Genomic DNA, 24,459 nt, shown 5'->3' with positions numbered 1-24,459 from the left:
GGCTTGAAATCGGCGGCAAAACGCCCGAAAGCGGGGTCACGCTTTGGCGAGGGGATTGCGCTCGCGCCAGCTCGAACCCAAAAGGGTGCACATGATGGCCACCGAAACCACACCGTCCCGCCGCGCCACGCCCGACGACGTGATCGCCACCTATGAACAGGTCGGGCCCGACTGGGCCAAGTCGCGCGACCGCCGCCTGATCGAGCGTCGCTGGGTCGACCGGATGCTGGCTGCCGCGCCGCGCAATGGCGGCCGGCGCCGGGTGCTCGACCTCGGCTGCGGCTCCGGCGCGCCGATCGCCCAGTACATCGCCGATCGCGGTGCGGAGGTGACCGGCGTCGACGCGTCGCGGGTGATGCTGGGCATGTTCCAGAGGAACCTGCCGCGCGCTCGCGCCTTCCACCACGACATGCGCGGGCTGCGCCTGTCCGAGAAGTTCGACGCGATCCTCGCCTGGGACAGCTTCTTTCACCTGTCCGGCCCCGATCAGCAGGCGATGTTCCCGGTCTTCGCCGAGCATGCGGCGCCGGGCTGCGCGCTGATGTTCACCTCCGGCCCCTCGGCCGGCACGGCGATCGGTGACGTGGCGGGCAAGCCGATCTTCCACGAAAGCCTCAGCCCCAAGACCTACAAGGGTCTGCTGGAGATGCACGGATTCAAGCCGCTGGCCTTCATCCCCGAGGATCCCGATTGCGGCATGCATTCGGTCTGGCTCGCCCGCTTCGACGGCCTGCCGCGCGAGGAAGGTCCGAAGCCCGCCAAGAAGGGCTGACGGCCCACGCCCACAGCTTCGAGGACGGCCCGCGCCACGGCGCGGGCCGTTTGCGTCTCAGCGACGCCTGAGTGGCGCGCGCGCTGCTTCCTCGGCGGCCCAGGCCGTTAATCCCGAGACCAGCCCGGCGACGATGCGCGCCCGGCTGGTGGGATTCGTCAGCCGGGCGCGGTCACCCGCATTCGACAGGAAGCCCACCTCGACCAGCACCGAGGGGAAATCGGCGGCGTTGAGCACGGCGAGGGGCGCGCTGCGGCGCGGCCGCGAATTGAGATGCGCCCCCGCCGTCTCCAGCGCCGCGACCAGCGCCTGCGCCAGCCGCTCGCTCTGCGGTGCGGTGTCGAGCCGGGCGAGATCCATCAGCGCGGTGGCGACCCGGTCGTCCTGCCGGCTGAGATCGACGCCGCCCAGCAGGTCGCCCCGCTGGTGACGCTCGACCATGCGCGAGGAGGCGCGGTCCAGCGCTTCGGCCGAGAGCGTGTAGACCGAGCCGCCCGAGGCCTCGTCCTCCTCCAGCGCGTCGGCATGCAGCGACAGCAGCAGATCGGCCCCTGCTGCCCGCGCGATGGTCATCCGTTCGGTGAGCGGCACGAAGGCGTCGGCGTCGCGGGTCAGCACGGCCCGCATCGTTCCGGTGCGGTTGATCGCATCGGCGGTTTCGCGCGCCAGCCGCAGCATCAGTTCGGCCTCCACCAGCCCTTCGCGCATCGCGCCCGGATCGACGCCGCCATGGCCGGCATCGATCGCCACGACGAGGGGGCCGGGCGCTTCGGCCTCCGGCGGTGGCAGCGCGGCCCCGGCCGGGTCCTCGGCGCGGGCGGTGGCGGCGAAATCGGCCTCGCTGATCGGCGAGAGGATCACGGTGAGGCGCGCCCCTTGCCCCTCTACCCGCATTCCGGCGCTGTCGACGCCCATCGGTGCGGCGAGGTCGAGCACGAGGCGCGACCAGCCCGGCCGGGCCTGCCCGAGCCGGACCGGCCCGGCATTGCCGGCCGAAAGCAGCGCCGCCGGATCGGCCCCGGCCCAGTCCACCTCCGAGAAGTCGAGGACGAGACGGCGCGGCGCATTCAGCGTGAAGACCCGCCACGGCACGGCCTGGCTCAGTGACAGGTCGATCTCGACCCCGCCGCCGCGCCGGTCGACCACCGCGCTTTCATCGGCGTCGAGCCGGGCGAGGCCGGTGAATTCCTGCGCCGCGAGTGGCCCGGCCATCAGAAGCGCCAAACCGATTGCCTTCACCGTCCGGGCGATGCGGCGACGCAGACGCCTCACGCGGCGCCTGCCCCGGCATGGCCCCGCGCCGCCATGAAGCGGGCGAGGCGCGCCAGCCCCTCCTCGATGTCGGCGGTGGCGCGGGCATAGGAAAAGCGGATCCAGCGATGTCCGTCGCGCGGATCGAAATCGAGCCCGGGCGTCACCGCGACATTCGCCTCATCGAGGATCTCGGCCGCAAAGGCGCGGCTGTCATCGGTGAAGTCCGAGACGTCGGCATAGACGTAGAAGGCGCCGTCGGGCGGCGCGAAGCGGGTGAAGCCCGCCTTGGGCAGGCCGTCGAGCATCAGCGCGCGGTTGGCGGCATAGACGGCGGCGTTCGCCTCCAGCTCATCGGTGCAGTCCATCGCGTGCAGCGCCAACCGCTGGGAGGCGTGCGAGGTGCAGATGAACATGTTCTGGGCGATCCGCTCGATGCCGCGCACATGCTCGGGCGGCACGATCAGCCAGCCCGCCCGCCAGCCGGTCATCGAGAAATACTTGGAGAAGGAGCCGATCACATGCGCCTCGTCGGTGACCTCCAGCACCGAGGTGCCGGACCCGCCGATGCCGTGGTAGATCTCGTCCGAGATCAGCGCGGCATCGCCTTCGGCGCAGGCCCCCGCCAGCGCCTCGAGCCCGGCCCGATCGAGCATCGTCCCCGCCGGGTTGGAGGGCGAGGCCAGCACCAGCCCGTCGAGCGCATGTGCCGCGATATCGCCGGGGACCGGCTGCATCCGGCTCTCCAGCGTGGTCGGGATGTCAATCGGCGCCATGTCGAGCGCCTTGAGGATCTGCCGGTAGGAAGGGTAGCACGGTGCCCCAAGTCCCACTCGCGCCCCGGTGTCGAAGAGCTGCGTGAAGCTGAGCAGGAACGCCCCGGAGGCGCCGGAGGTCACCACCACCCGCGCCGGGTCGAGATCGACATCGTACCACTCGCCGTAATGGCGCGCGATTCGCGCCCGCAGCTCCGGCAGGCCGAGCGCCACGGTATAGCCCATCGGCCCCGCCGCCATGTCGCGGGCCAGCCGCTCCACCGCCTCGCGCGGGGCGCCGGTGCCGGGCTGGCCGACCTCCATGTGGATGACGTGGCGGCCCGCCTCCTCGGCCTGCCGCGCCGCCTCCATCACGTCCATCACGATAAAGGGATCGACCTGTCCGCGCCTTGAGTTCCGCATGATCCGCTCCGTATGGTTCGGCCGGGTTGTGCCAACCGCCCGCCCCCGCCGTCAATGCCCCCGATCACGGGTCCGCGCTTGGCAGCGCTGCGGCGATATGGTCTGCACCATCCCGACCCTGAGGAGAGGAAAGACCATGTTGCGCCAGACCCTTCGCGCCCTGCCCGTCACGCTGGCACTCGCCGCCCCCGCCGCCGCGACCGATCTCGAGACGCTGAGCGATGCCGAGCGCGATGCCTTCCGCGAGGAAGTGCGCGCCTATCTGCTCGAGAATCCCGAGGTGCTGATGGAGGCGATCGCCGTGCTCGACCAGCGCCAGGCCGAGGCCGCCGCGCAGGGCGACAGCGCGATGATCGCGAACCACGCCAAGGCGCTGTTCGAGAGCGAAGGCGACTGGGTCGGCGGCAACCCCGATGGCGACATCACCGTGGTCGAGTTCATGGACTACAAATGCGGCTATTGCCGCCGCGCCTTTCCCGAGGTCGAGGAACTGATCGAGAGCGACGGCAACATCCGCTACATCCTCAAGGAATTCCCGATCCTCGGCGAGCAGTCGGTGATGGCGTCGCGCTTCGCCCTCGCGGCCCGGGCCGAGCTGGGCGACGAGGCCTACAAGCAGGCGCATAACGCGCTGATGACGATGCGGGGCGACGTGTCCGAGAAGTCCCTGACCGCGCTGGCCGAGAGCCTCGGCTCGGATTGGGAGACGCTGAACGCCGCGATGGAGTCGCCGGAGATCGACCAGATCATCGCCGGCAACCACCAACTGGCGCAGGCAATGCAGATCTCCGGCACGCCGAGCTTCGTGATGGGCGACGAGATGCTGCGCGGCTACGTGCCGCTGGCGCAGATGCGCGAGATCGTGGCTGGTCAGCGCGGCGAGTGAGCGCGCCCCATTTCCGTAAGGCCGATCGAGGCGATGTCGCCTCGATTGCAGCGCTGCTGGCCGAGGACGATCTGGGCCAGCACCGCGAGGGCGCACCGCTCCAGAGCTATCTCGATGCCTTCGACCGCATGAGTGTACAGCCGGGCAACATTATCGTTGTCGGAGTGGTCGGTGACGAGGTCGTCGCATGCTACCAGCTCATCTTGATCGAGGGCCTGTCTCGTGGCGGCGCACGGCGTGCGCAGATCGAAGCGGTGCGGGTGGCAGCGAGCCAGCGTGGCGCCGGGATCGGTCGCCTCGCGATGCAGGACGCCGAAACGCGGGCGCGCGCCGCCGAATGCATGCTGATGCAGCTGACCTCCGACCGATCCCGCGAAGCGGCACATCGCTTCTACGAGAGCTTGGGCTTTGAGGCGACGCATCTCGGGTTCAAGCGGACCCTATAGGCTTAGGATATGCAAAGAGGGCGGCCCGTTGGGCCGCCCTCTCTCATTCACCAACAGGTTCGGCTTAGCGGACGATGTGGACGATCCGACGCTCTTCGGGCTCGACCAGCACCGGGGTGCCGTTGAGATAGAGGTAGCTGTACTCGGCGTCCGGGATGGCGGTCAGCTCGACTTCGCCCGGCACCGTGGCGCCGACCACGACTTCACCGCCGAGAATGACCGGCTCGACCGGGTTCTCGCGCACATAGGTGATGGTCTGCTCGTCCGGCGTGGCCGAATCGCCCAGGGCGGCGCCAACCACGGCTGCGCCGAGGATGCCGATCGGGCCGGCGGCCAGGGCAGCGGCACCGGCAGCGGCGGTCGCGGCACCGGCAGCGGTCGCGGCGGCGTTGTTGGCCGCATTGTCATAGGTCACGGTCTCGACCTCGAGCTCGGCGCGGTTCTCGTAGAGCACGACCGGCTCGGGCGCCTCGGCCATCTTCACGGTGAGATAGTCGCCATAGGCCCAGCCAGTGGTGCCGTTCAGCGTCACCTTGCACCAGTTGGCGCTCTCAAGGCAGCCATCGACCATCACCTCGCCATCGGCGGGGATCACGTCGATGATCTCCATGTCCGGGCCGGGGCCTGCGCGCAGGTTCAGCTCGGTCGCGGCATGCGCGGTGGTGCCCGCCTGCGCGGTCTCGGCGCTGGCGGTGGTCTCGGTCGACGTCTCCGTGGTCGCGGTCTGGGCGAAGGCCGGCATCGCGGCCACGAGGGCGGCGGCGGTCGTCATCAGAAGCGATTGCTTGGTCATGTCAGTTCCATTCTCTGTGAACACCGATCTTCCGACCGGCGATTGCACAAAGAACGCGCAGAAGGGCCTGAGAGGTCCGCCGGGGATCAGAAAATTCTCCCTGATAACAGCGGTTTCCCGCCGATCCCCCGGCAAGTTCCGACCGATGACGCGAGGATCACTCCGCCGCTTCGGTCGCTGGCGTTTCGCGCGCCTCGATCTCGGCCGCCTTGGCCTCGACCTGCTCGACGATATGGTCGACCATCTGCTCGTTCGACATGCGATGGCTCTGCTTGCCGGCGAGATAGACCATGCCGTTTCCGGCCCCGCCGCCGGTGAAACCGACATCGGTCATCAGTGCCTCGCCGGGGCCGTTAACCACGCAGCCGATGATCGACAGCGACATCGGCGTCTTGATGTGCTCCAGCCGTTTTTCGAGGATCTCGACGGTCTTGATCACGTCGAAGCCCTGACGCGCGCAAGACGGGCAGGAGATGATGTTGACGCCGCGATGGCGCAGGCCGAGAGATTTCAGGATCTCGAAGCCGACCTTCACCTCCTCGACAGGATCGGCCGAGAGGCTGACACGGATCGTGTCACCGATCCCCATCCACAGGAGATTGCCCATGCCGATCGCGGATTTGATCGTCCCCGACATCAGCCCGCCCGCCTCGGTGATGCCGAGATGGATCGGGGCGTCGGTCGCGTCGGCCAGCTGCTGATAGGCGGCAGCGGCGAGAAACACGTCCGACGCCTTCACCGAGATCTTGAACTCGTGGAAGTCGTGATCCTGCAAGAGCTTGATGTGATCGAGCCCGCTCTCAACCATGGCGTCGGGGCACGGCTCGCCGTATTTCTCGAGCAGGTGGCGCTCCAGAGAGCCGGCATTGACGCCGATCCGGATCGAGCAGCCGTGATCCTTGGCGGCGCGCACCACCTCGGCCACCCGCTTGGCGTCGCCGATATTGCCGGGATTGATCCGCAGGCAAGCCGCGCCCGCCTCGGCGGCCTCGATGGCGCGCTTGTAGTGGAAATGGATGTCGGCGACGATCGGCACCGGGCTTTCCCGGGTGATCTCGCGCAGCGCCCGCGTGCTGTCCTCGTCGGGGGTCGAGACGCGCACGATGTCGGCGCCGGCATCGGCGGCACGGATCACCTGATCGAGCGTGCCGCGCACGTCGGTGGTGTCGGTGTTGGTCATGGTCTGCACCGAGATCGGCGCGTCGCCGCCCACGGGCACGCGCCCGACCATGATCTGGCGGGACTTGCGACGCTGGATCTCGCGCCAGGGGCGGACGGCGTGAAGGGACATGTCTAACCTCTCGCGGATCAGGGCCGCGAGGCGGAGAACCGGCGCGGCGTCATTCGGTGGATGCGGCCTCGGCGACCCGGACGAACTCGGCCAAGTCGGAGTCGCGCTCCAGGTCGGCAACCTGATAGCTGGCGGTCAGATTGTCCACCGACAAGGCGAGGTTCGAGGTCACGGTGCCGGGATCGCCGGCCGGGCCGTAATGCTGGCCGTTGACGGCGAAATAGACGGCACCGGACTCGCCGACGCGCAAGGTCGGCGCCTGCTCGAGCGACGGCACCTGCCATTCGTCACCGGCGTTCATGATGCCTTCATACAGCGTCGAGCCATCGGCGGATTTCACGCGTACCCATGCCGGGCGCACGGCCACCATGGTGACACCCGGTGCCGGCGGTTCGGTCACGCGAACGACCGGCTCCCCGGTCGGGTTGTCGGCCCCGGCCTCGAGCAGGGCGAGCTCGATATCGGGCAAGGTGATCTCGGGCGTCTCTACCGGGGCGGCGTCGAGCGCGGCGAGCATCGGGCTGGTCCCCATTGAGGGCGTCGAAGTCGTTGCCGAGGCGAGCTGCGTCGAGGCGTCCTGCCCCGGGCGACGCGGCTGGGTGACCAGCGCGGCGATCGGGCCGTCGCGCGGGGTCATCACCGGCACGTCGAGCGCCTGCGGGCGATAGAGGCGGTCGAGCGCATCGGGCGCGGCAGGTGCCAGCGCCGCCAGCTCGGCCGCATCGCTGCCCGCGGCTTCGACCCGGCCACCGCCGGCCAGCGGATCAACCTGCGCCATGATCGCGGGAGTCTGCTCGACGGGGGCGAGACGGACCTTCTGGACCTCCTGGAGGATCGACCAGCCGCCATAGCCGAGCCCGCCCATCAGCACGAGCAGCACAGCCACGGAGCCCAGGGCCCGCGGCTCGAAGCCCGCGAGAATACGCTCGGCGGGCGGCAAGAACGGGGTGGCCGACTCGGAGAAGATGTCCTTGCCGAGGCTGGTGCTCTGCGGCTTGGTGCTGCGCGGCCGGACCGTGGAGGCCGCGGCCGACATGCCATGCGCCGTGGTGAAGCCGGATTCGCGGCAGAACGTCTCGTAGGCGGTGTCGGGATCCATGCCGAGATAACGGGCATAGGACCGTACATAGCCGGCGATGAAGCCCGGCGTATCGAAGGCGGTGGGATCGGAATTCTCGATCGCGGCGATATAGGCGGCCTTGATCTTCAGCTCGCGCTGCACGTCCAGCAGGCTCTTGCCCATGGTCGCGCGCTCGCCACGCATCAGGTCGCCCAACCGCAGTTCAAAAGCGTCGAAGCCCTTGGCCTCGACCTCCTGCGCTGCGCTTGCGCGCATGAAGCTCCGCCCGATCATATCGGTGTTCCCGTCTCTGCCCGCCCCCGGTGACCTCCGGGGCTATGTTTTCATAACTCCCGAAAGGTCTTGAGGTTCATTCTAGCATGAGCGGAGCCGCCCCGCACGGGGGTATGTGGTCAACCGGCCAATTCGGCGCGATTCAGCGCACAATGCGACCAAAGCGCATCCAATGCGCGCACGAGCGCGTCCATTTCGCCCGGACCGTGCAGCGGAGAGGGCGTGAAACGCAGCCGTTCCGTGCCGCGCGGCACTGTCGGAAAGTTGATCGGCTGCACGTAGATGCCGTGATCGGCGAGCAGCATGTCCGAGATTAGCTTGGTGTGGATCGGATCGCCGACGATCAGCGGCACGATGTGGCTGCCGTGATCGATGATCGGCAGCCCGAGGCCCCGCAGCCTGGTCTTGAGGATCGCGGCCTGGGTCTGATGCCGCTCGCGCAGCGCATTGTCGGTCTTGAGATGCGCGACGCTGGCCGCCGCCCCGGCGGCCACGGCAGGCGGCAGCGATGTGGTGAAGATGAAGCCCGGCGCGTAGGAGCGCACCGCGTCCACCATCTTGGCCGAAGCCGCGACATAGCCGCCCAGCACGCCATAGGCCTTGCCCAGCGTGCCGTTGATCATGTCGACCCGGTGGGCGAGACCGTTGCGCTCCGAGACGCCGCCGCCGCGCGGGCCGTACATGCCGACCGCGTGCACCTCGTCGAGATAGGTCAGCGCGCCGAATTCCTCGGCAAGGTCGCACAGCTCGCCGATGGGGCCGAAATCGCCATCCATCGAATAGACGCTCTCGAAGGCGATCAGCTTCGGCGCGGCCGGATCGTCGGCCTCCAGCAGCTCGCGCAGATGCGCCAGATCGTTGTGGCGGAAGATCCGCTTGGCGCCGCCATTGCGGCGGATGCCCTCGATCATGCTCGCGTGGTTGAGCTCGTCGGAATAGATGATCAGCCCGGGAAACAGCCGCGGCAGGGTCGACAGCGTGGCGTCGTTGGCGATGTAGGCCGAGGTGAACAGCAGCGCCGCTTCCTTGCCGTGCAGATCGGCCAGCTCCGCCTCGAGCCGCTTGTGATAGACCGTCGTGCCCGAGATGTTGCGGGTGCCGCCGGAGCCGGCGCCGACCGCGTCGATCGCCTCGTGCATCGCCGCCAGGACCGCCGGATGCTGGCCCATGCCGAGATAGTCGTTGCCGCACCACACCGTCACCGGCGCCTCGCTGCCATCCGGCCGGTGCCAGGTGGCGTGCGGGAACTGTCCCTTGCGGCGGGCGATGTCGATGAAGGTCCGGTAACGTCCCTCGGCGTGCAGCCTTCCGATCGCGGCGTCTAGCCCTGCTTCGTAATCCACGGGCATGGTTCCCCTTTTCGTCTGGCGGGGCGGTTCACCCCGGCGCTGGCCGTCCGGCTCCATATAAGTGGTCGAACGGCCGAGCAATACGCTACAATTTGCCACCCCCCGGAGGACTGGATCGACGCATGACTCAATTTCGCCGCAATGCTGGACAGCGGTCAAGGGCGGGGTCAGGGTCTAGTGGATTATAACAGGAGCCCCCATGACACTCGACCCCGTTCTCGCACGCATCGACGCCGACCTCGACGCCGCGACCGCACGGCTCATGGATCTTCTGCGGATTCCCTCCATCTCGACCGATCCGGCGCATCGGGCAGAGTGCCGCGCCGCCGCCGAGTGGCTGGTCGATGACCTTCGCTCGATCGGCTTTGCCGACGCGGCGCTGCGCGACACGCCCGGCCATCCGATGGTCACCGGGGGCATGGGCGATGGCGGACCGCATCTGCTGTTCTACGGCCATTACGACGTGCAGCCCGCCGATCCGCTCGAGCTGTGGAAGACCCCGCCTTTCGAGCCCTCGATCGAGGACACGCCCGCGGGCCGGGTGATCCGTGGCCGCGGCGCCTCCGACGACAAGGGCCAGCTGATGACCTTCGTCGAGGCCTGCCGCGCCTGGGTGGCGGTGCATGGCAAGCTACCGGCCCGTGTCTCGATCCTGTTCGAGGGCGAGGAGGAGTCCGGTTCGCCATCGTTGGTGCCGTTCCTGCGCGAGAACGCCGCCGAGCTGAAGGCGGATCTCGCTTTGATCTGCGACACCGGGCTGTTCGACCGCGACACCCCCGCGATCACCACCATGTTGCGCGGTCTCGTGGGCGAGGAGGTGGTGATCACCGGCCCCGACCGCGACCTGCACTCGGGCGCCTATGGCGGCCCCGCTGTCAACCCGATCAAGGTGCTGTCGCGGATCATCGCGGCGCTGCATGACGATCATGGCCGTGTCACCCTGCCCGGCTTCTATGACGGCGTGCCGGAGATCACGCCGGAGCTGCGCGCGCAGTGGGAGGGCCTGGGCTTCGACGCGGGTGCCTTCCTGGGGGGCGTCGGCCTGTCGCACCCGGCTGGCGAGGCCGACCGCACCGCGCTCGAGATGATCTGGGCGCGGCCGACCTGCGAGATCAACGGCATCGCCGGCGGCTATGCGGGCGCCGGTTTCAAGACGGTGCTGCCGTCGAAGGCCAGCGCCAAGATCAGCTTCCGCCTCGTGGGGCAGCAGAACCCTGAGGCGATCCGCGACGCGTTCCGCGCCCATGTCCGCGCGATGCTGCCGCCCGATTGCAAGGTCGAGTTCCACGGCCATGGCGCGGCCCCCGCCAGTGTCATGGCGACCGACGACCCGGCCTTCGAGACGGCGCGACAGGCGCTGAGCGCCGAATGGCCCCAGCCCGCTGCCTTCGTGGGAGCCGGCGGCTCGATCCCGATCGCGGGATACTTCAAATCGGAGCTCGGCATGGATTCGATGCTGGTGGGCTTTGCCAATGACGACGACCTGATCCACAGCCCGAACGAGAAATACGACCTGCGCAGCTTTCACAAGGGCATCCGCAGCTGGGCGCGAATCCTCGCCGCCTTGGCCGAAAAGGGCTGAGCGCGAGAGGACAGGACCGGCACGCGTGGCGGCTTGCCGGTCGCCATGCGTATTTGGAGAATGGTGAAGGGAAGACGCGCGCCCGTGTTGCACCATTCCGAAGATACGCAAACCCGCCGGTAGCGGCTCGCGCCACGTTCGGCGGCAAAGAGGGGGCCGAAACGCACACGGCCCCGCGCTCGACGGAGCGACGGGGCCGGGATGGCATTTGGTGGCGCGGTTGACGGGGCTCGAACCCGCGACCCCCGGCGTGACAGGCCGGTACTCTAACCAACTGAGCTACAACCGCACACGGTCGGACGTTTCGAACAGACGAGAATGGCGCGGTTGACGGGGCTCGAACCCGCGACCCCCGGCGTGACAGGCCGGTACTCTAACCAACTGAGCTACAACCGCGCATCTCGTCGTCCGGCAGCGCCGAACGTGAGGCGGGTTCTAGGCAGTGCGGCGGGGGGCGTCAAGCGCCGATCGGTGCAAAATCGTCCCGAGAGCGAGATTGTCGGACTGACCTCGGGGCATCGCCCCCGCCCGCCGCGCGACGAGCCGGAGCGCGGTCAGGGCAGCGGGATATGCTCGCTCTCGCCCGGCGGTAGCCGGAACCGTCCATGGGTGAAATCGCCCGCGCGCCAGGCCGCCTTGGCCGCCTCGATCCGCTCCTGCGAGGAAGCGACGAAGTTCCACCAGATATGCCGCGGCCCCGGCATGGTCGCCCCGCCCAGAAGCGCGATCCGGGCCCCGACGGGTCCAGCACGCAGCGAGATCCGGTCGCCCGGGCGGAACACCATCATCCGGCCCGCCTCGAACACCTGACCCGCCACTTCGACGCTGCCTGACAGCACATGCGCGCCGCGATCCTCGTGCTCGTCCGGCAGCGGCAGCCGGGCCCCCGGTGCCAGTTCCGCATCGGCGTGGAAAAGCTCACCGGGCGCCGCCACCGGCGACGCGGTCCCGTAAGCGTTTCCCAGCATCAGCCGCAGGCGGACGCCGCCATCCTCGATCACCGGCAGCCGCTCGGCCGCCGCGTGCTCGAAGCGCGCGGGCGCGTCCTCCATCTCGTCGGGGAGCGCCAGCCAAGTCTGCAGACCGAACATCCGGCCACCCTCGGCGCGCGCGCGCCCGTCGATGCGCTCTGAATGGGTGATCCCCTGCCCCGCGACCATCAGATTGACCGCTCCCGGCGCGATCCAGCTGTCGGTGCCGAGGCTGTCACGGTGGTGGATCTGCCCTTCGAGCAGATAAGTCACGGTCGCCAGCCCGATATGGGGGTGCGGTCGGACGTCGAAGCCTTCACCGCGCAGGAACTCGGCCGGGCCGACCTGATCGAAGAAAATGAACGGCCCGACCATCTGGCGGCGCGGCGCAGGCAGCGCGCGGCGCACCTCGAAGCCGCCGAGATCGCGTGCCCGCGGCACGATCACGGTCTCGATCGCGTCGGGATCGACGCTGATGTCGAGCGGGTCGAAGCTGGGGATCTGGCTCATCTCGGCCTCCTGTGCTTGCAGGAGCCAACATAGCATCTCGGCGCCCGCGCGGTGAGGCGCATGATCGCAGGCACGCTGTGCGGAAGAGCATGGTGGGTGGTGAGGGGCTCGAACCCCCGACATCCTCGGTGTAAACGAGACGCTCTACCAACTGAGCTAACCACCCGCGGAGGTCGGTCTACCCCTCCCCCCGCGCCGGTGCAAGCGGGGCGCGCAGCATGTCGTGGCGTCCATGCGCGATCCGGAACACCACCCCCTGCCCGCCCGGCAGAGCCGCGAGATCGCCGCGACCGCGCCCGGTGGCGATGGTGCGAAGCACCCGCGAGGTCATGCCATGGGTGACGAGGATCGTGGGACGGTCCAGCGCGGCCAGCAGATCGGCGCAGCGCGCCCAGAGCGCGTCGAAACCCTCGCCGCGCGGGGCACGGGCATAGAAGTCGAGGAAATGCTCGCCCTGCGGGCCCGGCCAGCGGGCGTCGATCTCGGCGCGGGTCAGCCCCGACCAGTCGCCCATCGCGATCTCCCGCAGCCGGGGGTCGATCTCGGGCGCAACGCCAAAGGCCAGCCGCGCGGTTTCGACGGCGCGGCCTTGGGGCGAGGATAACAAGCGATGCGTCGCCGCCGTGATCCCGCGCCCGGCCAGCATCGCCCCCATCGCCCGGGCCTGCGCCCGGCCATACTCGGTGAGCGGCGAATCGCGGCCGCCCTGCATCCGCCGCGCAGCGTTCCATTCGGTCTCGCCATGCCGCAGCACCAGAATCTCGGGAAGCATCACGCGCGCTCCTCCGGGCTGCCGGTCCAGCGCCGCGGCCCCGGACCGCGCCCGCCCAGTCGGTCCTCGGCGTTGTAGAGCGGGCAGCTGTCGAGCGACAGGCAGCCGCAGCCGATGCAGTGGCCCATATGGTCGCGCAGCCGGGTCATGAGTGCGATCCGTGCGTCGAGCATGTCACGCCAGGGTGCCGCGGCCTCGGCCCAGTCGCCCGCCGTGACCGGACGGTCGCGCGGCAGCCGGTCGAGCACCTCGCGGATCTCTGCCAGTGGAACCCCCACGGTCTGGGCAACACGGATGATCGCGACGCGGCGCAGCTCCCGCCGGTCGTAGCGGCGGTGGTTGGCGGCGTTGCGCCAGCTTCTGATCAGACCCTCGGCTTCGTAGAAATGCAGGGTGGAGACCGGCACCCCGGCGCGATCCGCCATTTGGCCAACGCTGAGATCGGATGGAATGGGTTTTCTCGACATGGCGCTTGACCTCAACCTTACTTGAGGAAGCAGGTTGATGGCTCCCAATCGGAATCACAAGCCCCGAGGAGCCAGATCATGTCCATCACCCTGCCCCGCCCGCATTCCCCTCTCCGTGCGCTGCGCCGTCTGGCGGCATGGTTTGCGCCCAAGCACCGCGCCCGCGATCCGCTCGACGACGCGCTGTGCGAGGAGTTGCAGTCCATGCGCCATGCGGAGCAGGTCCTGCAGCTGCGCCAGCTGCGGCTCGATCCGCATCTGGCGCGCGATGTCGGGCTGGAGCCCGATCTTGCGCCCTGCCGGCCCGTGCCGGGCCCGGGCGGCCATCTGTTCTGAGGAGGGGCGGCGCGCGAACACTGGACGCGTGCCGCCCGCGCGCCGTAGCAGGGGCCGACAGACAAGCCTCGGAGAGCGCATGACCCAGTTTCCCATCGCCGCCGCCATCAGCTCCGCCACCAAGGATGCGGCCGAGGCCGCCACGCGCGCCATACCCGCCGCCACGACACCCCCCGACAATCGCCCGCGCGTCGCGGTGATCTCGGCCTTCGCGCCGGAAATCGCGCTTCTGGAAAGCGCGCTCGAAGGTGCCGAGACCCGGCGCATCGGTCCCGCGACCTATGTCACCGGTGTGCTCGAAGGCCGCGACGTGGTGCTGTTCCTGTCGGGCATCTCCATGGTGAACGCGGCGATGACCACCCAGGCCGCGCTCGATCATTTCAATGTCACCGAGATCCTGTTCTCGGGCATCGCCGGCGGCGTCGACCCGAGCCTCGGGATCGGCGACGTGGTCGTGGCCGAGCGCTGGGGCCACTATCTCGAAGGCGCCTTCGCCCGCGAGACGGAACAAGGCTACGTCCTGCCTGCTTGGATGGGCGCGCCGGTTGCCAATTACGGCATGATCCACAGCCGCGGCGTCGACGTGGTGCCGCCCGGCGGCAGCACGCCCGAAAGCCGGTTCTGGTTCGACAGCGATCCCGCGCTGCTCGAGATCGCCCGCGCGGCGGCCGACGGCATCGAGCTGCAGCGCTGCGGCCGGGAGTCTGCCCCCCCACCGCGGGTGGTCGTCGGCGGCAACGGCGTCTCGGGGCCGGTGTTCATGGACAATGCCGGGTTCCGCGACCACGCCTTCACCTGCTTCGAGGCACGCGTGCTCGACATGGAGAGCGCCAGCGTCGCGCAGGTGGCCTATGCCAACGCCGTGCCCTTCATCGCCTTCCGGTCGCTGTCGGACCTCGCTGGCGGCGGTGACGGCGAAAACGAGATCGCGGCCTTCCTGTCGGTGGCGGCGACGAACTCGGCGCGGCTGATGCGGGCGGTGCTGGCACGACTGCCGCGCGCCTAGGCCTGAAACGCAAAAGGCGCGCCCCATCGGGCGCGCCTTCCGTATCATGGTGGGTGATAAGGGATTTGAACCCCTGACATCTTCGATGTGAACGAAGCGCTCTACCACTGAGCTAATCACCCGTTGGCGCGTCATTTAGCGATCCCCGCCGGAGGGCGCAAGCCCTCCCCGGCGGCAATTTCCAGCAAATGCGAAAAGGGCGCCCCATGGGGCGCCCTCGACTTGGGATCAGTGATGCGCCGAAGCGCCGGGGGCGTCGCGCGCCTCGAGCGCGCGGGCCGCAGCGGCGGCTTCTTCCGCCTCCTCGTCCCACTCGATCGGCTCGGGCTTGCGCACCAGCGCGTGCTCGAGCACTTCGGAGACGTGGGTGACCGGGATGATCTCCAGCCCGTCCTTCACCACGTCCGGGATCTCGGCGAGATCCTTCTCGTTCTCCTCCGGGATCAGCACCGTCTTGATGCCGCCCCGGAGAGCCGCGAGCAGCTTCTCCTTGAGCCCGCCGATCGGCATGGCGTTGCCGCGCAGAGAGACCTCGCCGGTCATCGCGATATCCTTGCGGATCGGGATGCCGGTGAGCACCGAGACGATCGAGGTCACCATGGCGAGACCCGCCGAGGGGCCGTCCTTGGGCGTCGCGCCGTCGGGCACGTGGACGTGGATGTCCATCCGGTCGAAGCGCGGCGGCTTGACGCCGATCTGGGGCGCGATCGAACGAACGTAGCTCGACGCCGCCTCGATCGATTCCTTCATCACGTCGCCGAGCTTGCCGGTGGTCTTCATCCGGCCCTTACCCGGCAGCTTGAGCGCCTCAATGTGCAGCAGGTCGCCGCCCACGGAGGTCCACGCCAGACCCGTGACCACGCCCACCTGGTCCTCCTTTTCGGCCAGCCCGTAGCGGAACTGCTTCACGCCGAGATAGTCGGAGAGGTTCGCGGGCGTCACCTCGACGGCCTCGACCTCCTTGCGCACGATCTTGGTCACCGCCTTGCGGGCAATCTTGGCCAGCTCGCGCTCGAGGTTCCGAACCCCCGCCTCGCGGGTGTAGGTGCGCACCATCTCGGTGAGTGCCTCGTCGGTGATCGAGAACTCCTTCTCCTTCAGCCCGTGGTTCTTGAGAACCTTGGGCAGCAGGTGCTGGCGCGCGATCTCGCGCTTCTCTTCCTCGGTGTAGCCCGCGAGCGAGATGATCTCCATCCGGTCGAGCAGCGGCCCCGGCATGTTGTAGGAGTTCGCCGTCGTCAGGAACATCACGTTCGACAGGTCGTACTCGACCTCAAGGTAGTGATCCACGAAGGTCCCGTTCTGCTCGGGATCGAGCACCTCGAGCATCGCCGAGGCCGGGTCACCGCGGAAGTCCTGGCCCATCTTGTCGATCTCGTCGAGCAGGATCAGCGGGTTCGAGGTCTTGGCCTTCTTCAGCGCCTGGATGATCTTGCCCGGCATGGAGCCGATATAGGTCCGGCGGTGGCCGCGGATCTCGCTCTCGTCACGCACGCCGCCGAGCGAGATTCGGATGAACTCGCGCCCCGTGGCCTTGGCGACCGATTTGCCCAAGCTCGTCTTGCCCACGCCCGGAGGGCCGACGAGGCACATGATCGGCCCCTTCAGCTTCTTCGAACGCTGCTGCACGGCGAGGTATTCGACGATCCGCTCCTTGACCTTCTCGAGGCCGAAATGGTCGTCGTCGAGCACCTTCTGCGCCAGACCCAGATCCTTCTTGGTCTTGGACGGGCTGTTCCACGGGATCGACAGCATCCAGTCGAGATAGTTGCGCACGACCGTGGCCTCGGCCGACATCGGGGACATCGACTTGAGCTTCTTGATCTCGGCCTCGGCCTTCTCGCGCGCCTCCTTGGAGAGCTTGGTCTCCTCGACCCGCTTCTCCAGCTCGGCGACCTCGTTGCCGCCATCCTCGCCGTCGCCCAGCTCCTTCTGAATGGCCTTCATCTGCTCATTCAGATAGTACTCGCGCTGGGTCTTCTCCATCTGGCTCTTGACGCGGGTCTTGATCTTCTTCTCGACCTGCAAGACCGACATCTCGCCCTGCATCAGCCCATAGACCTTCTCGAGCCGCTGCGCGATGTCGAGCGTCTCCAGGAGATCCTGCTTCTGCTTCACGTCGATGCCGAGATGGCCCGCGACCAGATCGGCGAGCTTCGCCGGGTCGGTGGCCTCGGTGACGGCGGCGAGCGCCTCCTCGGGGATGTTCTTGCGGATCTTCGAATAGCGCTCGAATTCCTGCGCCACGCTCTGCACCAGCGCCGAGACGATCTCCCGGTCGCCGGGCATCTCGGTCAGGTACTCGGCCTTGGCTTCGAAGAAGGCCTCGTTCTCGATGAACTCGGCGATGCGGACGCGCGCCTTACCTTCGACGAGCACCTTGACGGTGCCGTCGGGCAGCTTCAGCAGCTGCAGCACGTTGGCCAGCACGCCGGCCTTGTAGATGCCCTCGGCGGTCGGCTCATCGACGCTCGGATCGACCTGCGACGACAGCAGGATCTGCTTGTCGTCGGCCATCACCTCCTCGAGCGCGCGCACCGACTTCTCGCGGCCCACGAAGAGCGGCACGATCATGTGCGGAAACACCACGATGTCGCGCAGAGGCAGCACCGGGTAGGAGGGGCTGAGTGGCTCTTGCATGCTCTTGTATCCTTGTTCTTGGCAAGACGGTCCGGCCCCGCTGTGCGGCGACCTTCGGCCGTCTCCTGTCCGGGGTGTTACTTGGGTGACCGATCCGGTCAGTTCAAGCGCGGCCCCTGAGGCGTTCGCGCCAATGTGCCCCGGCAGGCGGCGACGGGCAAGGCATGGCCGCCTTGCCCGTCGCGGGACGGCTCAGGCCGCCTTTTGCGCTTCCAGCGTCGGGTAGTCGAGGTAGCCCTCGACGCCGCCGCCGTAATAGGTCGCCTGGTCGCCCTCGTTCAGCTCGGCGTCGAGCTCGAGCCGACGGACCAGGTCGGGGTTGGCGATATAGGGCCGGCCAAAGGCCACGACGTCGGCCTGGCCGCTTGCGACCACGCGGATCGCGCTGGCGCGGTCATAGCCGGCATTGGCGATATAGGCGCCGTCGAAGAGCTCGCGCAGCCGCGCGGTCTGCTGGCCCAGCTCCTGATCCATGTCGCCCTTCGTGCCCGGCTCGACCATGTGGAGATAGGCGAGACCGCGGCGGCTCAGTTCGGGGATCAGGTAGGAATAGACCGTCATCGGGTCACTGTCCTTCAGCCCGGCCACCTCGATCAGCGGCGACAGGCGGATACCGGTGCGCCCGGCGCCATAGACCTCCGTGACGGCGTCGACCACCTCGAGGATCAGCCGCGCCCGGTTCTCGGGGCTGCCGCCATAGGCGTCGTCGCGCTTGTTCGCGCCGTCGCGGATGAACTGGTCGAGCAGGTAGCCGTTGGCGGCGTGGATCTCGACCATGTCGAAGCCCGCCTCCTTGGCGTTCTGCGCGGCCCGACGATAGTCGTCGACGATGCGCGGCATTTCATCGGCCTCGAGCGCGCGCGGCTCGGAAACATCGACGAAGCCTTCTTCGGTCACGGTCTGGGCATCGGCCTTGATCGCCGAGGGCGCGACCGGCTTCTGGCCGTTCTCCTGCAGCGAGACGTGGCTGATCCGGCCCACATGCCACAGCTGGAGCGCGATCTTGCCGCCCTCGCCATGCACGGCGTTCACGACCTTCTTCCAGCCGTCGATCTGCTCGCGGCTATAGATGCCGGGTGTCTGGATGTAGCCCTTGCCCTCGGGCGTGATCTGGGTCGCCTCGGTGATGATGAGGCCCGCCCCGGCACGCTGACGGTAATACTCGACATGGATGTCGTAGGGCGCGTCACCCTGCTTGCTGGCGCGGTTGCGGGTGAGCGGTGCCATCACGACGCGGTTCTTGAGTTCGACGTCGCCCAGCTTGCCGGGGGTGAACAGCTTCTCGGTCATCTTCGGTCCTTTCCGAATGGGTCGGAGCCGAGCTATGCCACCAATGCCGCGCCGCAAGCTCATCAGGCGCGCGCCATCACTGTGCGCCTGCGCACCGCGGCGCCCGGAACCGGGGCGCGAAAACGCGATCCCATTCGCCCCGCTCGCAAATCGGTGCCGTCAGGCGTGTCGCCGAAGTGCCCGGCTGTCGTGATTGGCCGGGGCGCGACATAATGCCCGGCATGAGTGACGCGGCGACCATCCATCGGCTCGGACCGCGCAACGCCCACCGGCTGCTGGGCTGCGCGGTGTTCGATCACGCGGTCGACGCGGAGGAACTCGAGCACTTCGTGGCCGATCCCGGCTGCGAGCTGGTCTTCGCGACGGTCGAAGGTGTCGTGGTGGGCTTCTGCTCCGGTTCGGTGCTGCGCCATCCCGACAAGCCGCCCGCCTTCTTCATCAACGAGGTGGGCGTTCTCGAGGCCTGGCGCCGCCGGGGCATTGCCACCGCCCTGTGCCGGGAGATGCTGCGTCTTGTCCGCGCGCGCGGCTGCAAGGGCATCTGGCTCGCAACCGAGGGCGACAACGCTGCTGCGCGGGCGCTCTATCGCGGCCTTCGCGCCCGCGAACCCGAGGGCATCGTCGTCTATGACTGGGACGGCGCGATGGACGGCTGACCGCCACCGCGCCACCGGATCAGAGCCGCTCGATGTCGCCCTCCTCGCGGGCCGCGTGGAAGCGCGCTTCGAAGCCTGCGAAATCGCCGGCGGCGATGGCGTCGCGCATCCCGCCCATCAGCTCCTGATAGTAATGCAGGTTGTGCCAGGTCAGCAGCATGCCCGCGATCATCTCGCCCGAACGGACGACATGGTGCAGGTAGGCGCGCGAGTAGTTGCGGCAGGCCGGGCAACTGCAATCCTCGTCGAGGGGGCGCGGGTCGTCGGCGTGGCGCGCGTTGCGCATGTTGACCTGCCCCCGCCTGGTCCAGGCCTGGCCCGTGCGCCCCGAGCGCGAGGGCAGCACGCAATCCATCATGTCGATGCCGCGCTTCACGGCGCCGACGATGTCGTCGGGCTTGCCCACCCCCATCAGGTAGCGCGGCTTGTCTTCGGGCAGCTGGCCGGGCGCGTAGTCTAGGCAGCCGAACATCGCCTCCTGCCCCTCGCCCACCGCGAGGCCGCCCACCGCGTAGCCATCGAAGCCGATCTCGCGCAGCGCCTCGGCGCTCTCCTCGCGCAAGTCGCGCTCCAGACCGCCCTGCTGGATGCCGAACAGCGCGTGGCCCGGGCGGTCGCCGAAGGCATCGCGCGAGCGCTGCGCCCAGCGCATCGACAGGCGCATCGATTCGGCGATGCGGGTACGATCGGCGGGCAGCGCCGGGCATTCGTCGAAGGCCATGACGATGTCCGAGCCCAGAAGCTTCTGAATCTCCATCGACCGCTCGGGCGTGATCTCGTGCTTGGAGCCGTCGATGTGGCTCTTGAAGGTGACGCCCTTCTCGGTGAGCTTTCTCAGGCTCGCAAGGCTCATCACCTGGAAGCCGCCTGAATCCGTGAGGATCGGTCGCTCCCAGTTCATGAACTTGTGCAGCCCGCCGAGCCGGTCGATCCGCTCGGCCGTCGGGCGCAGCATCAGGTGGTAGGTGTTGCCCAGCAGGATGTCGGCGCCGGTCTGGCGGACGCTTTCGGGCATCATCGCCTTCACCGTGGCGGCGGTGCCGACGGGCATGAAGGCAGGCGTGCGGATCTCGCCGCGCGGGGTCGAGATGACACCGGTGCGGGCGGCGCCGTCGGTGGCGTGCAGGGCAAAGGAGAATTTCATGGCGCTGGCGATAGCGCGCGCCGCGGCGTGGCGCAATCGCCAAGGCTTGACCCACGCAGTTTGCATCGATAATTCGAGATACATGGAACAAACAGACGCCATCGCGGCCTTCTCCGCCCTCGCCCAGCCGTCGCGGCTCGACGCCTTCCGCCTTCTGGTCAAGGCGGGCCCGGAGGGCATGGCCGCGGGCGAGATCGCCGACGCGCTGGGCGCGCGGCAGAATACCATGTCGGCCAATCTCTCGGTGCTGCACGCCGCCGGGCTGGTCGAAAGCCGCCGCGAGGGGCGCTCGATCCGCTACTTCGCGGCGATGGGCCGGGTCGGTGCGCTGGTGGATTTCCTGATCGAGGATTGCTGCGGCGGCCGGCCCGACCTGTGCCGCTCCCTGGGAGACTGCGCATGAGCCTGTCACGTCGCCTTTTTGCCGAAGCGTTGGGCACCGGCCTTCTGGTCTGCACGGTGATCGGATCGGGGATCATGGCCGAGAGCCTGACCGGGGACGTCGCGCTGGCGCTCCTGGGCAACACGCTGCCCACTGGCGCGATCCTCGTCGTGCTGATCACCATTCTCGGCCCGGTCTCGGGCGCGCATTTCAATCCGGCCGTGACGCTGGCCTTCGCGGTCCGGCGCCAGGCTCCCTGGGGCGAGGTCGCGCCCTATATCCTCGCGCAGATCGCGGGGGGCATCGCCGGGGCCGCGCTGGCGCATGGCATGTTCGATCTGCCGATGCTGCAGACCGCGACCAAGATCCGCACCGGCGGGCCGCAATGGCTGGCCGAGGTGGTCGCCACTTTCGGTTTGGTCTTCACCATCTTCGCCGGGATCCGCCAAGCCCCCGCCGCGATCCCGTGGCTGGTCGGCCTCTACATCACCGCGGCCTACTGGTTCACCGCATCCACCAGCTTTGCCAACCCCGCCGTCGCCATCGCGCGCAGCTTCACCGACACCTTCTCGGGCATCCGGCCCTTCGACCTGCCCGGCTTCGTGACCGCCCAGTTCGCCGGCGCGCTGATCGGCGTGGCGGTGGCGGCATGGCTCTTCACCCCTGAACGTCCCAAGGAACAGACAGCATGAGCATCGTCATTCACCACAACCCGGCCTGCGGCACCTCGCGCAACGTGCTGGAACTGATCCGCGCCTCGGGGACCGAGCCGGTGGTGATCGAGTATCTCGAGACCGGATGGACCCGGCCGCAACTGCTGGCGCTGTTCGCCGCGGCCGACCTCACCCCGCGCGCGGCGCTGCGGACCTCGAAGTCGCCCGCTGCCGAGCTTGGTCTGCTTGAGGAAGGCGTGAGCGACGAGGCCCTGATCGAGGCCATGATCGCGCATCCTGTGCTGGTGAACCGTCCGATCGTCGCCTCGCCGAAGGGGGTGCGGCTGTGCCGGCCTTCCGAGGCGGTGCTCGATCTGCTCGATACGCTGCCGCCCGGCCCGCTGGCCAAGGAGGACGGCACGCTGGTGATCGACGCCGAGGGCCGCCGGGTCGGCTGAGGAGCCGGAGGGCTCCGACAGGGCTGCGTTTGTCGCGGGGCAGTGCCATTCCTCGGGCGACTGCCTGTAGGGGAACAGTAATACCCGCAGTGATGATGGAAGACCCCGGAGCAAGCCGGAAGATGCCGGAAGGCCATTCAGAACAGGGGTTTACGCTCTCCCAACGAGCAGGTTGGCAGCAGGACCTATAGTTCTGCAGTGACGGCGATTTGAGACCTGAAAGACCGATTCCAGCACCTTGGCCAGCTTGGAGGGCCAACGAGGGGCAGAAAGACTTAACTAACCTTCAAATATAGGTTTTTCGGCCCATAGCGACCTCGCGGCCGGGGGAAGCAGCCTTGGCGAAGATCGTTGAACTGGAAACTCGAGTTTCCAGTTGGGGCTGCAGTTTCCAGATTGGGATTATTGGTTTAGTATCAGCAGCTTATCACTTAACATGGAGGGACGCTCGACCGAGAGAACTGGAAACTGATCTTCTGCGGATCGGCCCCTTGAAAGCCTTGAACCCTGCAAGACTTTGAACCGCAACTTCCAAATCACGAACTTGATATGTAGAGCGAACTGGGACGCTGGGCGTCCCAGTTCGCATCAAACGTCCCAGAACAGGATTATATAGGAAATATCAATACTATAGGTCACGCCCGCAACCTTCCCTCGCTTTAGGGAACTGGGACGCAGTTCTGGCTCTAGTTGCCAAAGCTCCGCGCTCGACGGCTTGCCTCAACATACGCGTCTGCTGGCACTCATCTGGCAGATAGCTGCCCCAAGTTGCAGTTCTTTAGGAGCGGCGTTCTTTCCATGAACTTGGTTAAGAGCCTTGAGCCGCGCAGCGCCGGCCGAAGTGTCGGTGTCGTAAATTGCAACGGATTCTATATGTATCATGCGTCAACACGCGCTTGCGCAGATGGTAATATGCCGAGCCCATCAACAATACAATCGGGGGGCAGCGGAAGCCAATATGACCTCAGCATAAGGCACCTCGCAACGAATAAAAAACCTTGACGCTTTGCGTCATGGCCCTTCCAGCCATTCATGATGAGAAAGACCGTCGATACTGATCTGTAGTGCGTCCACCTCACTGAACTCTTCGAATGAAGTAGAGATATGTTCGCAGGTCACATTTTTGATTGCAGGATCGCCCGTAGGGTCCTCAGCAAAATAAAGGAGATCCGCTACAAAGATCAGCCAATCATGACGATCGAAGCTCTCTCTCTGAAGCTCAGCCGGGCTTTTCCCACCAATACGCACGGCATCCCCAATGTCATGCTCTCCCAAAGATGCCAGAGCATATTCCTCGAAAGTCGCTTTGTCAGATACTGGTGAGCGCCAATCGAGAAGCTCGAATGAGTCAGGGAGTTGAAGCCTACGCTTTAGAAGTTCGATACATGCTGCCTGAAACTTATCTTCAGGCCGTGGGGCGAGATAGCTATACGCCGCGAAAGCCAAGCTCGCGCTTCCCAGTACAGGCAGAACCAAAAAGATGAAAAGCTTACGCGGCACAGAGCGTTCCAGATAATAAGCTAACTAACTTCCCATGGATGGGCTGACCATACCACGCGCCCAATGATCTTGACATGGCGGGCATCTTCAGGCCCACGCACCTCCGTTTCGAACGTAGGATTGTCGGATCTCAACAAGATCTGACCGCCGCCAACCTTCTCCACTCTTTTAACCCGAATTTCACCATCGATATCGACTAGGCCATAGACCCGTGAATTGACGAACGGCCTTTCGCCCCTATCCAGAAGCACGAGATCTCCGTCGCTCAGGCCAGGCTCCATGCTGTCTCCGCGTACGGCCACCACGCTGCATGTCGCCGGCTTGAGCCTTCTCTCGGCCATCCACTGGGCACGGAACGCCACAGGGGAAAGCTTCTCAGCGTCGCCGTTTGGCGTGCTGCCGGGACCTGCCGACAGCTGGACCTCGAAGCGATCCACCTTCACGTATTCGAGATCCTCGGCTACCAGCTCGTGCTCGGAGAAGGCGGCTCGCTTCGGACCGATGTAGAACTCGAGCCCCAAGGCCTCGGCGACCTCTTGCGCTTTATCCAGACTGGGAACTTGCTTCATATTTTCGTCAAGCAGCCCCCTCAACGACCACTCTTTGAGGCCAAGTTTGGACTCAAAGCGACGCTGGCTCAGGCCACTCGCTTTGAACTGCCTGAGGAGTTCCTCGCGAAGCATATGTGAAGCATTGGTGTGCACAATCGTGCACCCTAAGTGATGCGCCCAAAGAGGTCACGCGTGAGTTCGTGCATAATAAGACTTGATTG

General features: G+C 67.1%; 24 protein-coding genes and 4 tRNA genes. 10 read left to right on the top strand and 18 right to left on the bottom strand.

Annotated elements, in window-relative coordinates:
• The first annotated feature begins 94 nt into the window (after positions 1-94).
• Entirely contained in the window at positions 95-772 is a 678-nt protein-coding gene (locus tag T8T21_RS01010; protein ID WP_183473177.1) for a class I SAM-dependent methyltransferase, read from the top strand.
• Positions 773-829: 57 nt separating this feature from the next.
• Here the strand turns inward: T8T21_RS01010 and T8T21_RS01005 are convergent, their stop codons facing one another.
• Both T8T21_RS01005 and T8T21_RS01000 read right to left on the bottom strand, forming a co-directional pair.
• Complete coding sequence (locus T8T21_RS01005; protein WP_407660140.1) at positions 830-1,984, bottom strand: N-acetylmuramoyl-L-alanine amidase; 1,155 nt, start codon at positions 1,982-1,984, stop codon at positions 830-832.
• 56 nt (positions 1,985-2,040) lie between these two features.
• A complete protein-coding gene (locus T8T21_RS01000; protein ID WP_322336445.1) occupies positions 2,041-3,201 on the bottom strand; it encodes a pyridoxal phosphate-dependent aminotransferase in 1,161 nt (386 codons plus the stop codon).
• Between the two features lie 136 nt (positions 3,202-3,337).
• On the opposite strand from T8T21_RS01000, the gene T8T21_RS00995 reads away from it, so the two are divergent.
• On the top strand, positions 3,338-4,087 hold the full coding sequence (locus T8T21_RS00995) for a DsbA family protein (protein ID WP_322336444.1): 750 nt from the start codon (positions 3,338-3,340) through the stop codon (positions 4,085-4,087).
• Positions 4,084-4,533: a GNAT family N-acetyltransferase gene (locus tag T8T21_RS00990; RefSeq protein ID WP_322336443.1), complete on the top strand. Its 450-nt coding sequence runs from the start codon at positions 4,084-4,086 to the stop codon at positions 4,531-4,533. Before T8T21_RS00995 ends, T8T21_RS00990 begins: the two co-directional genes overlap by 4 nt.
• 64 nt (positions 4,534-4,597) lie before the next feature.
• Here the strand turns inward: T8T21_RS00990 and T8T21_RS00985 are convergent, their stop codons facing one another.
• The 4 genes from T8T21_RS00985 to hemA all read right to left on the bottom strand — a co-directional run bounded on the left by T8T21_RS00985 (position 4,598) and on the right by hemA (position 9,314).
• Positions 4,598-5,326 carry a DUF1236 domain-containing protein gene (locus T8T21_RS00985; protein ID WP_183472810.1) on the bottom strand — a complete coding sequence of 243 codons (729 nt, stop codon included), beginning with the start codon at positions 5,324-5,326 and terminating at the stop codon, positions 4,598-4,600.
• Between the two features lie 157 nt (positions 5,327-5,483).
• Positions 5,484-6,617, bottom strand: coding sequence for a flavodoxin-dependent (E)-4-hydroxy-3-methylbut-2-enyl-diphosphate synthase (gene ispG / locus T8T21_RS00980; protein ID WP_183472807.1), 1,134 nt, complete (start codon positions 6,615-6,617; stop codon positions 5,484-5,486).
• Positions 6,618-6,666: 49 nt separating this feature from the next.
• Positions 6,667-7,971, bottom strand: coding sequence for a helix-turn-helix domain-containing protein (locus T8T21_RS00975; RefSeq protein ID WP_322336442.1), 1,305 nt, complete (start codon positions 7,969-7,971; stop codon positions 6,667-6,669).
• 119 nt (positions 7,972-8,090) lie between these two features.
• Positions 8,091-9,314: a 5-aminolevulinate synthase gene (gene hemA / locus T8T21_RS00970; protein ID WP_322337512.1), complete on the bottom strand. Its 1,224-nt coding sequence runs from the start codon at positions 9,312-9,314 to the stop codon at positions 8,091-8,093.
• 205 nt (positions 9,315-9,519) lie between these two features.
• Between hemA and T8T21_RS00965 the strand changes: the two genes are divergently transcribed.
• Positions 9,520-10,902: a M20/M25/M40 family metallo-hydrolase gene (locus tag T8T21_RS00965; RefSeq protein ID WP_183472802.1), complete on the top strand. Its 1,383-nt coding sequence runs from the start codon at positions 9,520-9,522 to the stop codon at positions 10,900-10,902.
• Positions 10,903-11,114: 212 nt separating this feature from the next.
• Here T8T21_RS00965 and T8T21_RS00960 read toward each other — a convergent pair.
• From T8T21_RS00960 to soxR, 6 genes are all read right to left on the bottom strand, one after another.
• Positions 11,115-11,191, bottom strand: a tRNA-Asp gene (locus tag T8T21_RS00960).
• A gap of 30 nt (positions 11,192-11,221) precedes the next feature.
• A tRNA-Asp gene (locus T8T21_RS00955) sits at positions 11,222-11,298 on the bottom strand.
• A 158-nt stretch (positions 11,299-11,456) separates the two neighbouring features.
• On the bottom strand, positions 11,457-12,383 hold the full coding sequence (locus tag T8T21_RS00950) for a pirin family protein (protein ID WP_322336441.1): 927 nt from the start codon (positions 12,381-12,383) through the stop codon (positions 11,457-11,459).
• A gap of 90 nt (positions 12,384-12,473) precedes the next feature.
• Positions 12,474-12,549: transfer RNA gene (locus T8T21_RS00945), tRNA-Val, on the bottom strand.
• Positions 12,550-12,561: 12 nt separating this feature from the next.
• Positions 12,562-13,155: a histidine phosphatase family protein gene (locus tag T8T21_RS00940; protein WP_322336440.1), complete on the bottom strand. Its 594-nt coding sequence runs from the start codon at positions 13,153-13,155 to the stop codon at positions 12,562-12,564.
• A complete protein-coding gene (soxR, locus tag T8T21_RS00935; protein WP_322336439.1) occupies positions 13,155-13,622 on the bottom strand; it encodes a redox-sensitive transcriptional activator SoxR in 468 nt (155 codons plus the stop codon). The genes T8T21_RS00940 and soxR overlap by 1 nt, the downstream gene beginning before the upstream one ends.
• A 78-nt stretch (positions 13,623-13,700) precedes the next feature.
• Between soxR and T8T21_RS00930 the strand changes: the two genes are divergently transcribed.
• Positions 13,701-13,958 (top strand): hypothetical protein, encoded by a 258-nt coding sequence (locus T8T21_RS00930; RefSeq protein WP_183472793.1) that lies wholly within the window; start codon positions 13,701-13,703, stop codon positions 13,956-13,958.
• A gap of 79 nt (positions 13,959-14,037) precedes the next feature.
• Entirely contained in the window at positions 14,038-14,964 is a 927-nt protein-coding gene (locus T8T21_RS00925) for a 5'-methylthioadenosine/S-adenosylhomocysteine nucleosidase (protein WP_322336438.1), read from the top strand.
• A gap of 47 nt (positions 14,965-15,011) precedes the next feature.
• Here the strand turns inward: T8T21_RS00925 and T8T21_RS00920 are convergent.
• The 3 genes from T8T21_RS00920 to T8T21_RS00910 all read right to left on the bottom strand — a co-directional run bounded on the left by T8T21_RS00920 (position 15,012) and on the right by T8T21_RS00910 (position 18,894).
• A tRNA-Val gene (locus T8T21_RS00920) sits at positions 15,012-15,086 on the bottom strand.
• Positions 15,087-15,192: 106 nt separating this feature from the next.
• Positions 15,193-17,604, bottom strand: coding sequence for an endopeptidase La (lon, locus tag T8T21_RS00915; RefSeq protein ID WP_183472787.1), 2,412 nt, complete (start codon positions 17,602-17,604; stop codon positions 15,193-15,195).
• A 192-nt stretch (positions 17,605-17,796) separates the two neighbouring features.
• Positions 17,797-18,894 carry an alkene reductase gene (locus tag T8T21_RS00910; RefSeq protein ID WP_322336437.1) on the bottom strand — a complete coding sequence of 366 codons (1,098 nt, stop codon included), beginning with the start codon at positions 18,892-18,894 and terminating at the stop codon, positions 17,797-17,799.
• Positions 18,895-19,115: 221 nt separating this feature from the next.
• Here T8T21_RS00910 and T8T21_RS00905 point away from each other — a divergent pair, with 221 nt between their 5' ends.
• On the top strand, positions 19,116-19,550 hold the full coding sequence (locus tag T8T21_RS00905) for a GNAT family N-acetyltransferase (RefSeq protein ID WP_322336436.1): 435 nt from the start codon (positions 19,116-19,118) through the stop codon (positions 19,548-19,550).
• Between the two features lie 19 nt (positions 19,551-19,569).
• Here the strand turns inward: T8T21_RS00905 and tgt are convergent, their stop codons facing one another.
• The gene (gene tgt / locus T8T21_RS00900; RefSeq protein ID WP_183472778.1) at positions 19,570-20,694 is read right to left on the bottom strand and encodes a tRNA guanosine(34) transglycosylase Tgt; all 1,125 of its coding nucleotides are present in this window, start codon (positions 20,692-20,694) and stop codon (positions 19,570-19,572) included.
• A gap of 82 nt (positions 20,695-20,776) precedes the next feature.
• Here tgt and T8T21_RS00895 point away from each other — a divergent pair, with 82 nt between their 5' ends.
• Genes T8T21_RS00895 through arsC form a run of 3 tightly spaced genes read left to right on the top strand, consistent with a single transcriptional unit; the run spans position 20,777 to position 22,187 of the window.
• The gene (locus tag T8T21_RS00895) at positions 20,777-21,097 is read left to right on the top strand and encodes an ArsR/SmtB family transcription factor (protein ID WP_322336435.1); all 321 of its coding nucleotides are present in this window, start codon (positions 20,777-20,779) and stop codon (positions 21,095-21,097) included.
• Complete coding sequence (locus T8T21_RS00890; RefSeq protein WP_183472772.1) at positions 21,094-21,768, top strand: aquaporin; 675 nt, start codon at positions 21,094-21,096, stop codon at positions 21,766-21,768. The genes T8T21_RS00895 and T8T21_RS00890 overlap by 4 nt, the downstream gene beginning before the upstream one ends.
• Complete coding sequence (gene arsC / locus T8T21_RS00885) at positions 21,765-22,187, top strand: arsenate reductase (glutaredoxin) (protein WP_322336434.1); 423 nt, start codon at positions 21,765-21,767, stop codon at positions 22,185-22,187. Before T8T21_RS00890 ends, arsC begins: the two co-directional genes overlap by 4 nt.
• 1,011 nt (positions 22,188-23,198) lie before the next feature.
• On the opposite strand, the gene T8T21_RS00880 is transcribed toward arsC, so the two are convergent.
• A complete protein-coding gene (locus tag T8T21_RS00880) occupies positions 23,199-23,687 on the bottom strand; it encodes a hypothetical protein (protein WP_322336433.1) in 489 nt (162 codons plus the stop codon).
• A gap of 20 nt (positions 23,688-23,707) precedes the next feature.
• On the bottom strand, positions 23,708-24,370 hold the full coding sequence (locus tag T8T21_RS00875; RefSeq protein ID WP_322336432.1) for a LexA family transcriptional regulator: 663 nt from the start codon (positions 24,368-24,370) through the stop codon (positions 23,708-23,710).
• Between the last annotated feature and the right edge of the window lie 89 nt (positions 24,371-24,459).

Source organism: Limimaricola variabilis (assembly GCF_034371605.1).
Lineage (GTDB): Bacteria > Pseudomonadota > Alphaproteobacteria > Rhodobacterales > Rhodobacteraceae > Limimaricola > Limimaricola variabilis.
Note: the sequence above shows the minus strand (reverse complement) of the source record. Positions and strands in the feature narration are given on the sequence as shown.

What these genes read in the sequence shown, in the direction of transcription:
- T8T21_RS00975 (WP_322336442.1), bottom strand. Translation starts at nt 7,971, where the DNA reads ATGATCGGGCGGAGCTTCATGCGCGCAAGCGCAGCGCAGGAGGTCGAG.
- soxR (WP_322336439.1), bottom strand. Translation starts at nt 13,622, where the DNA reads ATGTCGAGAAAACCCATTCCATCCGATCTCAGCGTTGGCCAAATGGCG.
- T8T21_RS00925 (WP_322336438.1), top strand. Translation starts at nt 14,038, where the DNA reads ATGACCCAGTTTCCCATCGCCGCCGCCATCAGCTCCGCCACCAAGGAT.
- T8T21_RS00930 (WP_183472793.1), top strand. Translation starts at nt 13,701, where the DNA reads ATGTCCATCACCCTGCCCCGCCCGCATTCCCCTCTCCGTGCGCTGCGC.
- T8T21_RS01005 (WP_407660140.1), bottom strand. Translation starts at nt 1,984, where the DNA reads ATGGCCGGGCCACTCGCGGCGCAGGAATTCACCGGCCTCGCCCGGCTC.
- T8T21_RS00905 (WP_322336436.1), top strand. Translation starts at nt 19,116, where the DNA reads ATGAGTGACGCGGCGACCATCCATCGGCTCGGACCGCGCAACGCCCAC.
- T8T21_RS00985 (WP_183472810.1), bottom strand. Translation starts at nt 5,326, where the DNA reads ATGACCAAGCAATCGCTTCTGATGACGACCGCCGCCGCCCTCGTGGCC.
- arsC (WP_322336434.1), top strand. Translation starts at nt 21,765, where the DNA reads ATGAGCATCGTCATTCACCACAACCCGGCCTGCGGCACCTCGCGCAAC.
- T8T21_RS00995 (WP_322336444.1), top strand. Translation starts at nt 3,338, where the DNA reads ATGTTGCGCCAGACCCTTCGCGCCCTGCCCGTCACGCTGGCACTCGCC.
- ispG (WP_183472807.1), bottom strand. Translation starts at nt 6,617, where the DNA reads ATGTCCCTTCACGCCGTCCGCCCCTGGCGCGAGATCCAGCGTCGCAAG.
- T8T21_RS00950 (WP_322336441.1), bottom strand. Translation starts at nt 12,383, where the DNA reads ATGAGCCAGATCCCCAGCTTCGACCCGCTCGACATCAGCGTCGATCCC.
- T8T21_RS01000 (WP_322336445.1), bottom strand. Translation starts at nt 3,201, where the DNA reads ATGCGGAACTCAAGGCGCGGACAGGTCGATCCCTTTATCGTGATGGAC.
- lon (WP_183472787.1), bottom strand. Translation starts at nt 17,604, where the DNA reads ATGCAAGAGCCACTCAGCCCCTCCTACCCGGTGCTGCCTCTGCGCGAC.
- tgt (WP_183472778.1), bottom strand. Translation starts at nt 20,694, where the DNA reads ATGAAATTCTCCTTTGCCCTGCACGCCACCGACGGCGCCGCCCGCACC.
- T8T21_RS00910 (WP_322336437.1), bottom strand. Translation starts at nt 18,894, where the DNA reads ATGACCGAGAAGCTGTTCACCCCCGGCAAGCTGGGCGACGTCGAACTC.
- T8T21_RS00940 (WP_322336440.1), bottom strand. Translation starts at nt 13,155, where the DNA reads ATGCTTCCCGAGATTCTGGTGCTGCGGCATGGCGAGACCGAATGGAAC.
- T8T21_RS00895 (WP_322336435.1), top strand. Translation starts at nt 20,777, where the DNA reads ATGGAACAAACAGACGCCATCGCGGCCTTCTCCGCCCTCGCCCAGCCG.
- T8T21_RS00965 (WP_183472802.1), top strand. Translation starts at nt 9,520, where the DNA reads ATGACACTCGACCCCGTTCTCGCACGCATCGACGCCGACCTCGACGCC.
- T8T21_RS01010 (WP_183473177.1), top strand. Translation starts at nt 95, where the DNA reads ATGGCCACCGAAACCACACCGTCCCGCCGCGCCACGCCCGACGACGTG.
- T8T21_RS00890 (WP_183472772.1), top strand. Translation starts at nt 21,094, where the DNA reads ATGAGCCTGTCACGTCGCCTTTTTGCCGAAGCGTTGGGCACCGGCCTT.
- T8T21_RS00875 (WP_322336432.1), bottom strand. Translation starts at nt 24,370, where the DNA reads ATGCTTCGCGAGGAACTCCTCAGGCAGTTCAAAGCGAGTGGCCTGAGC.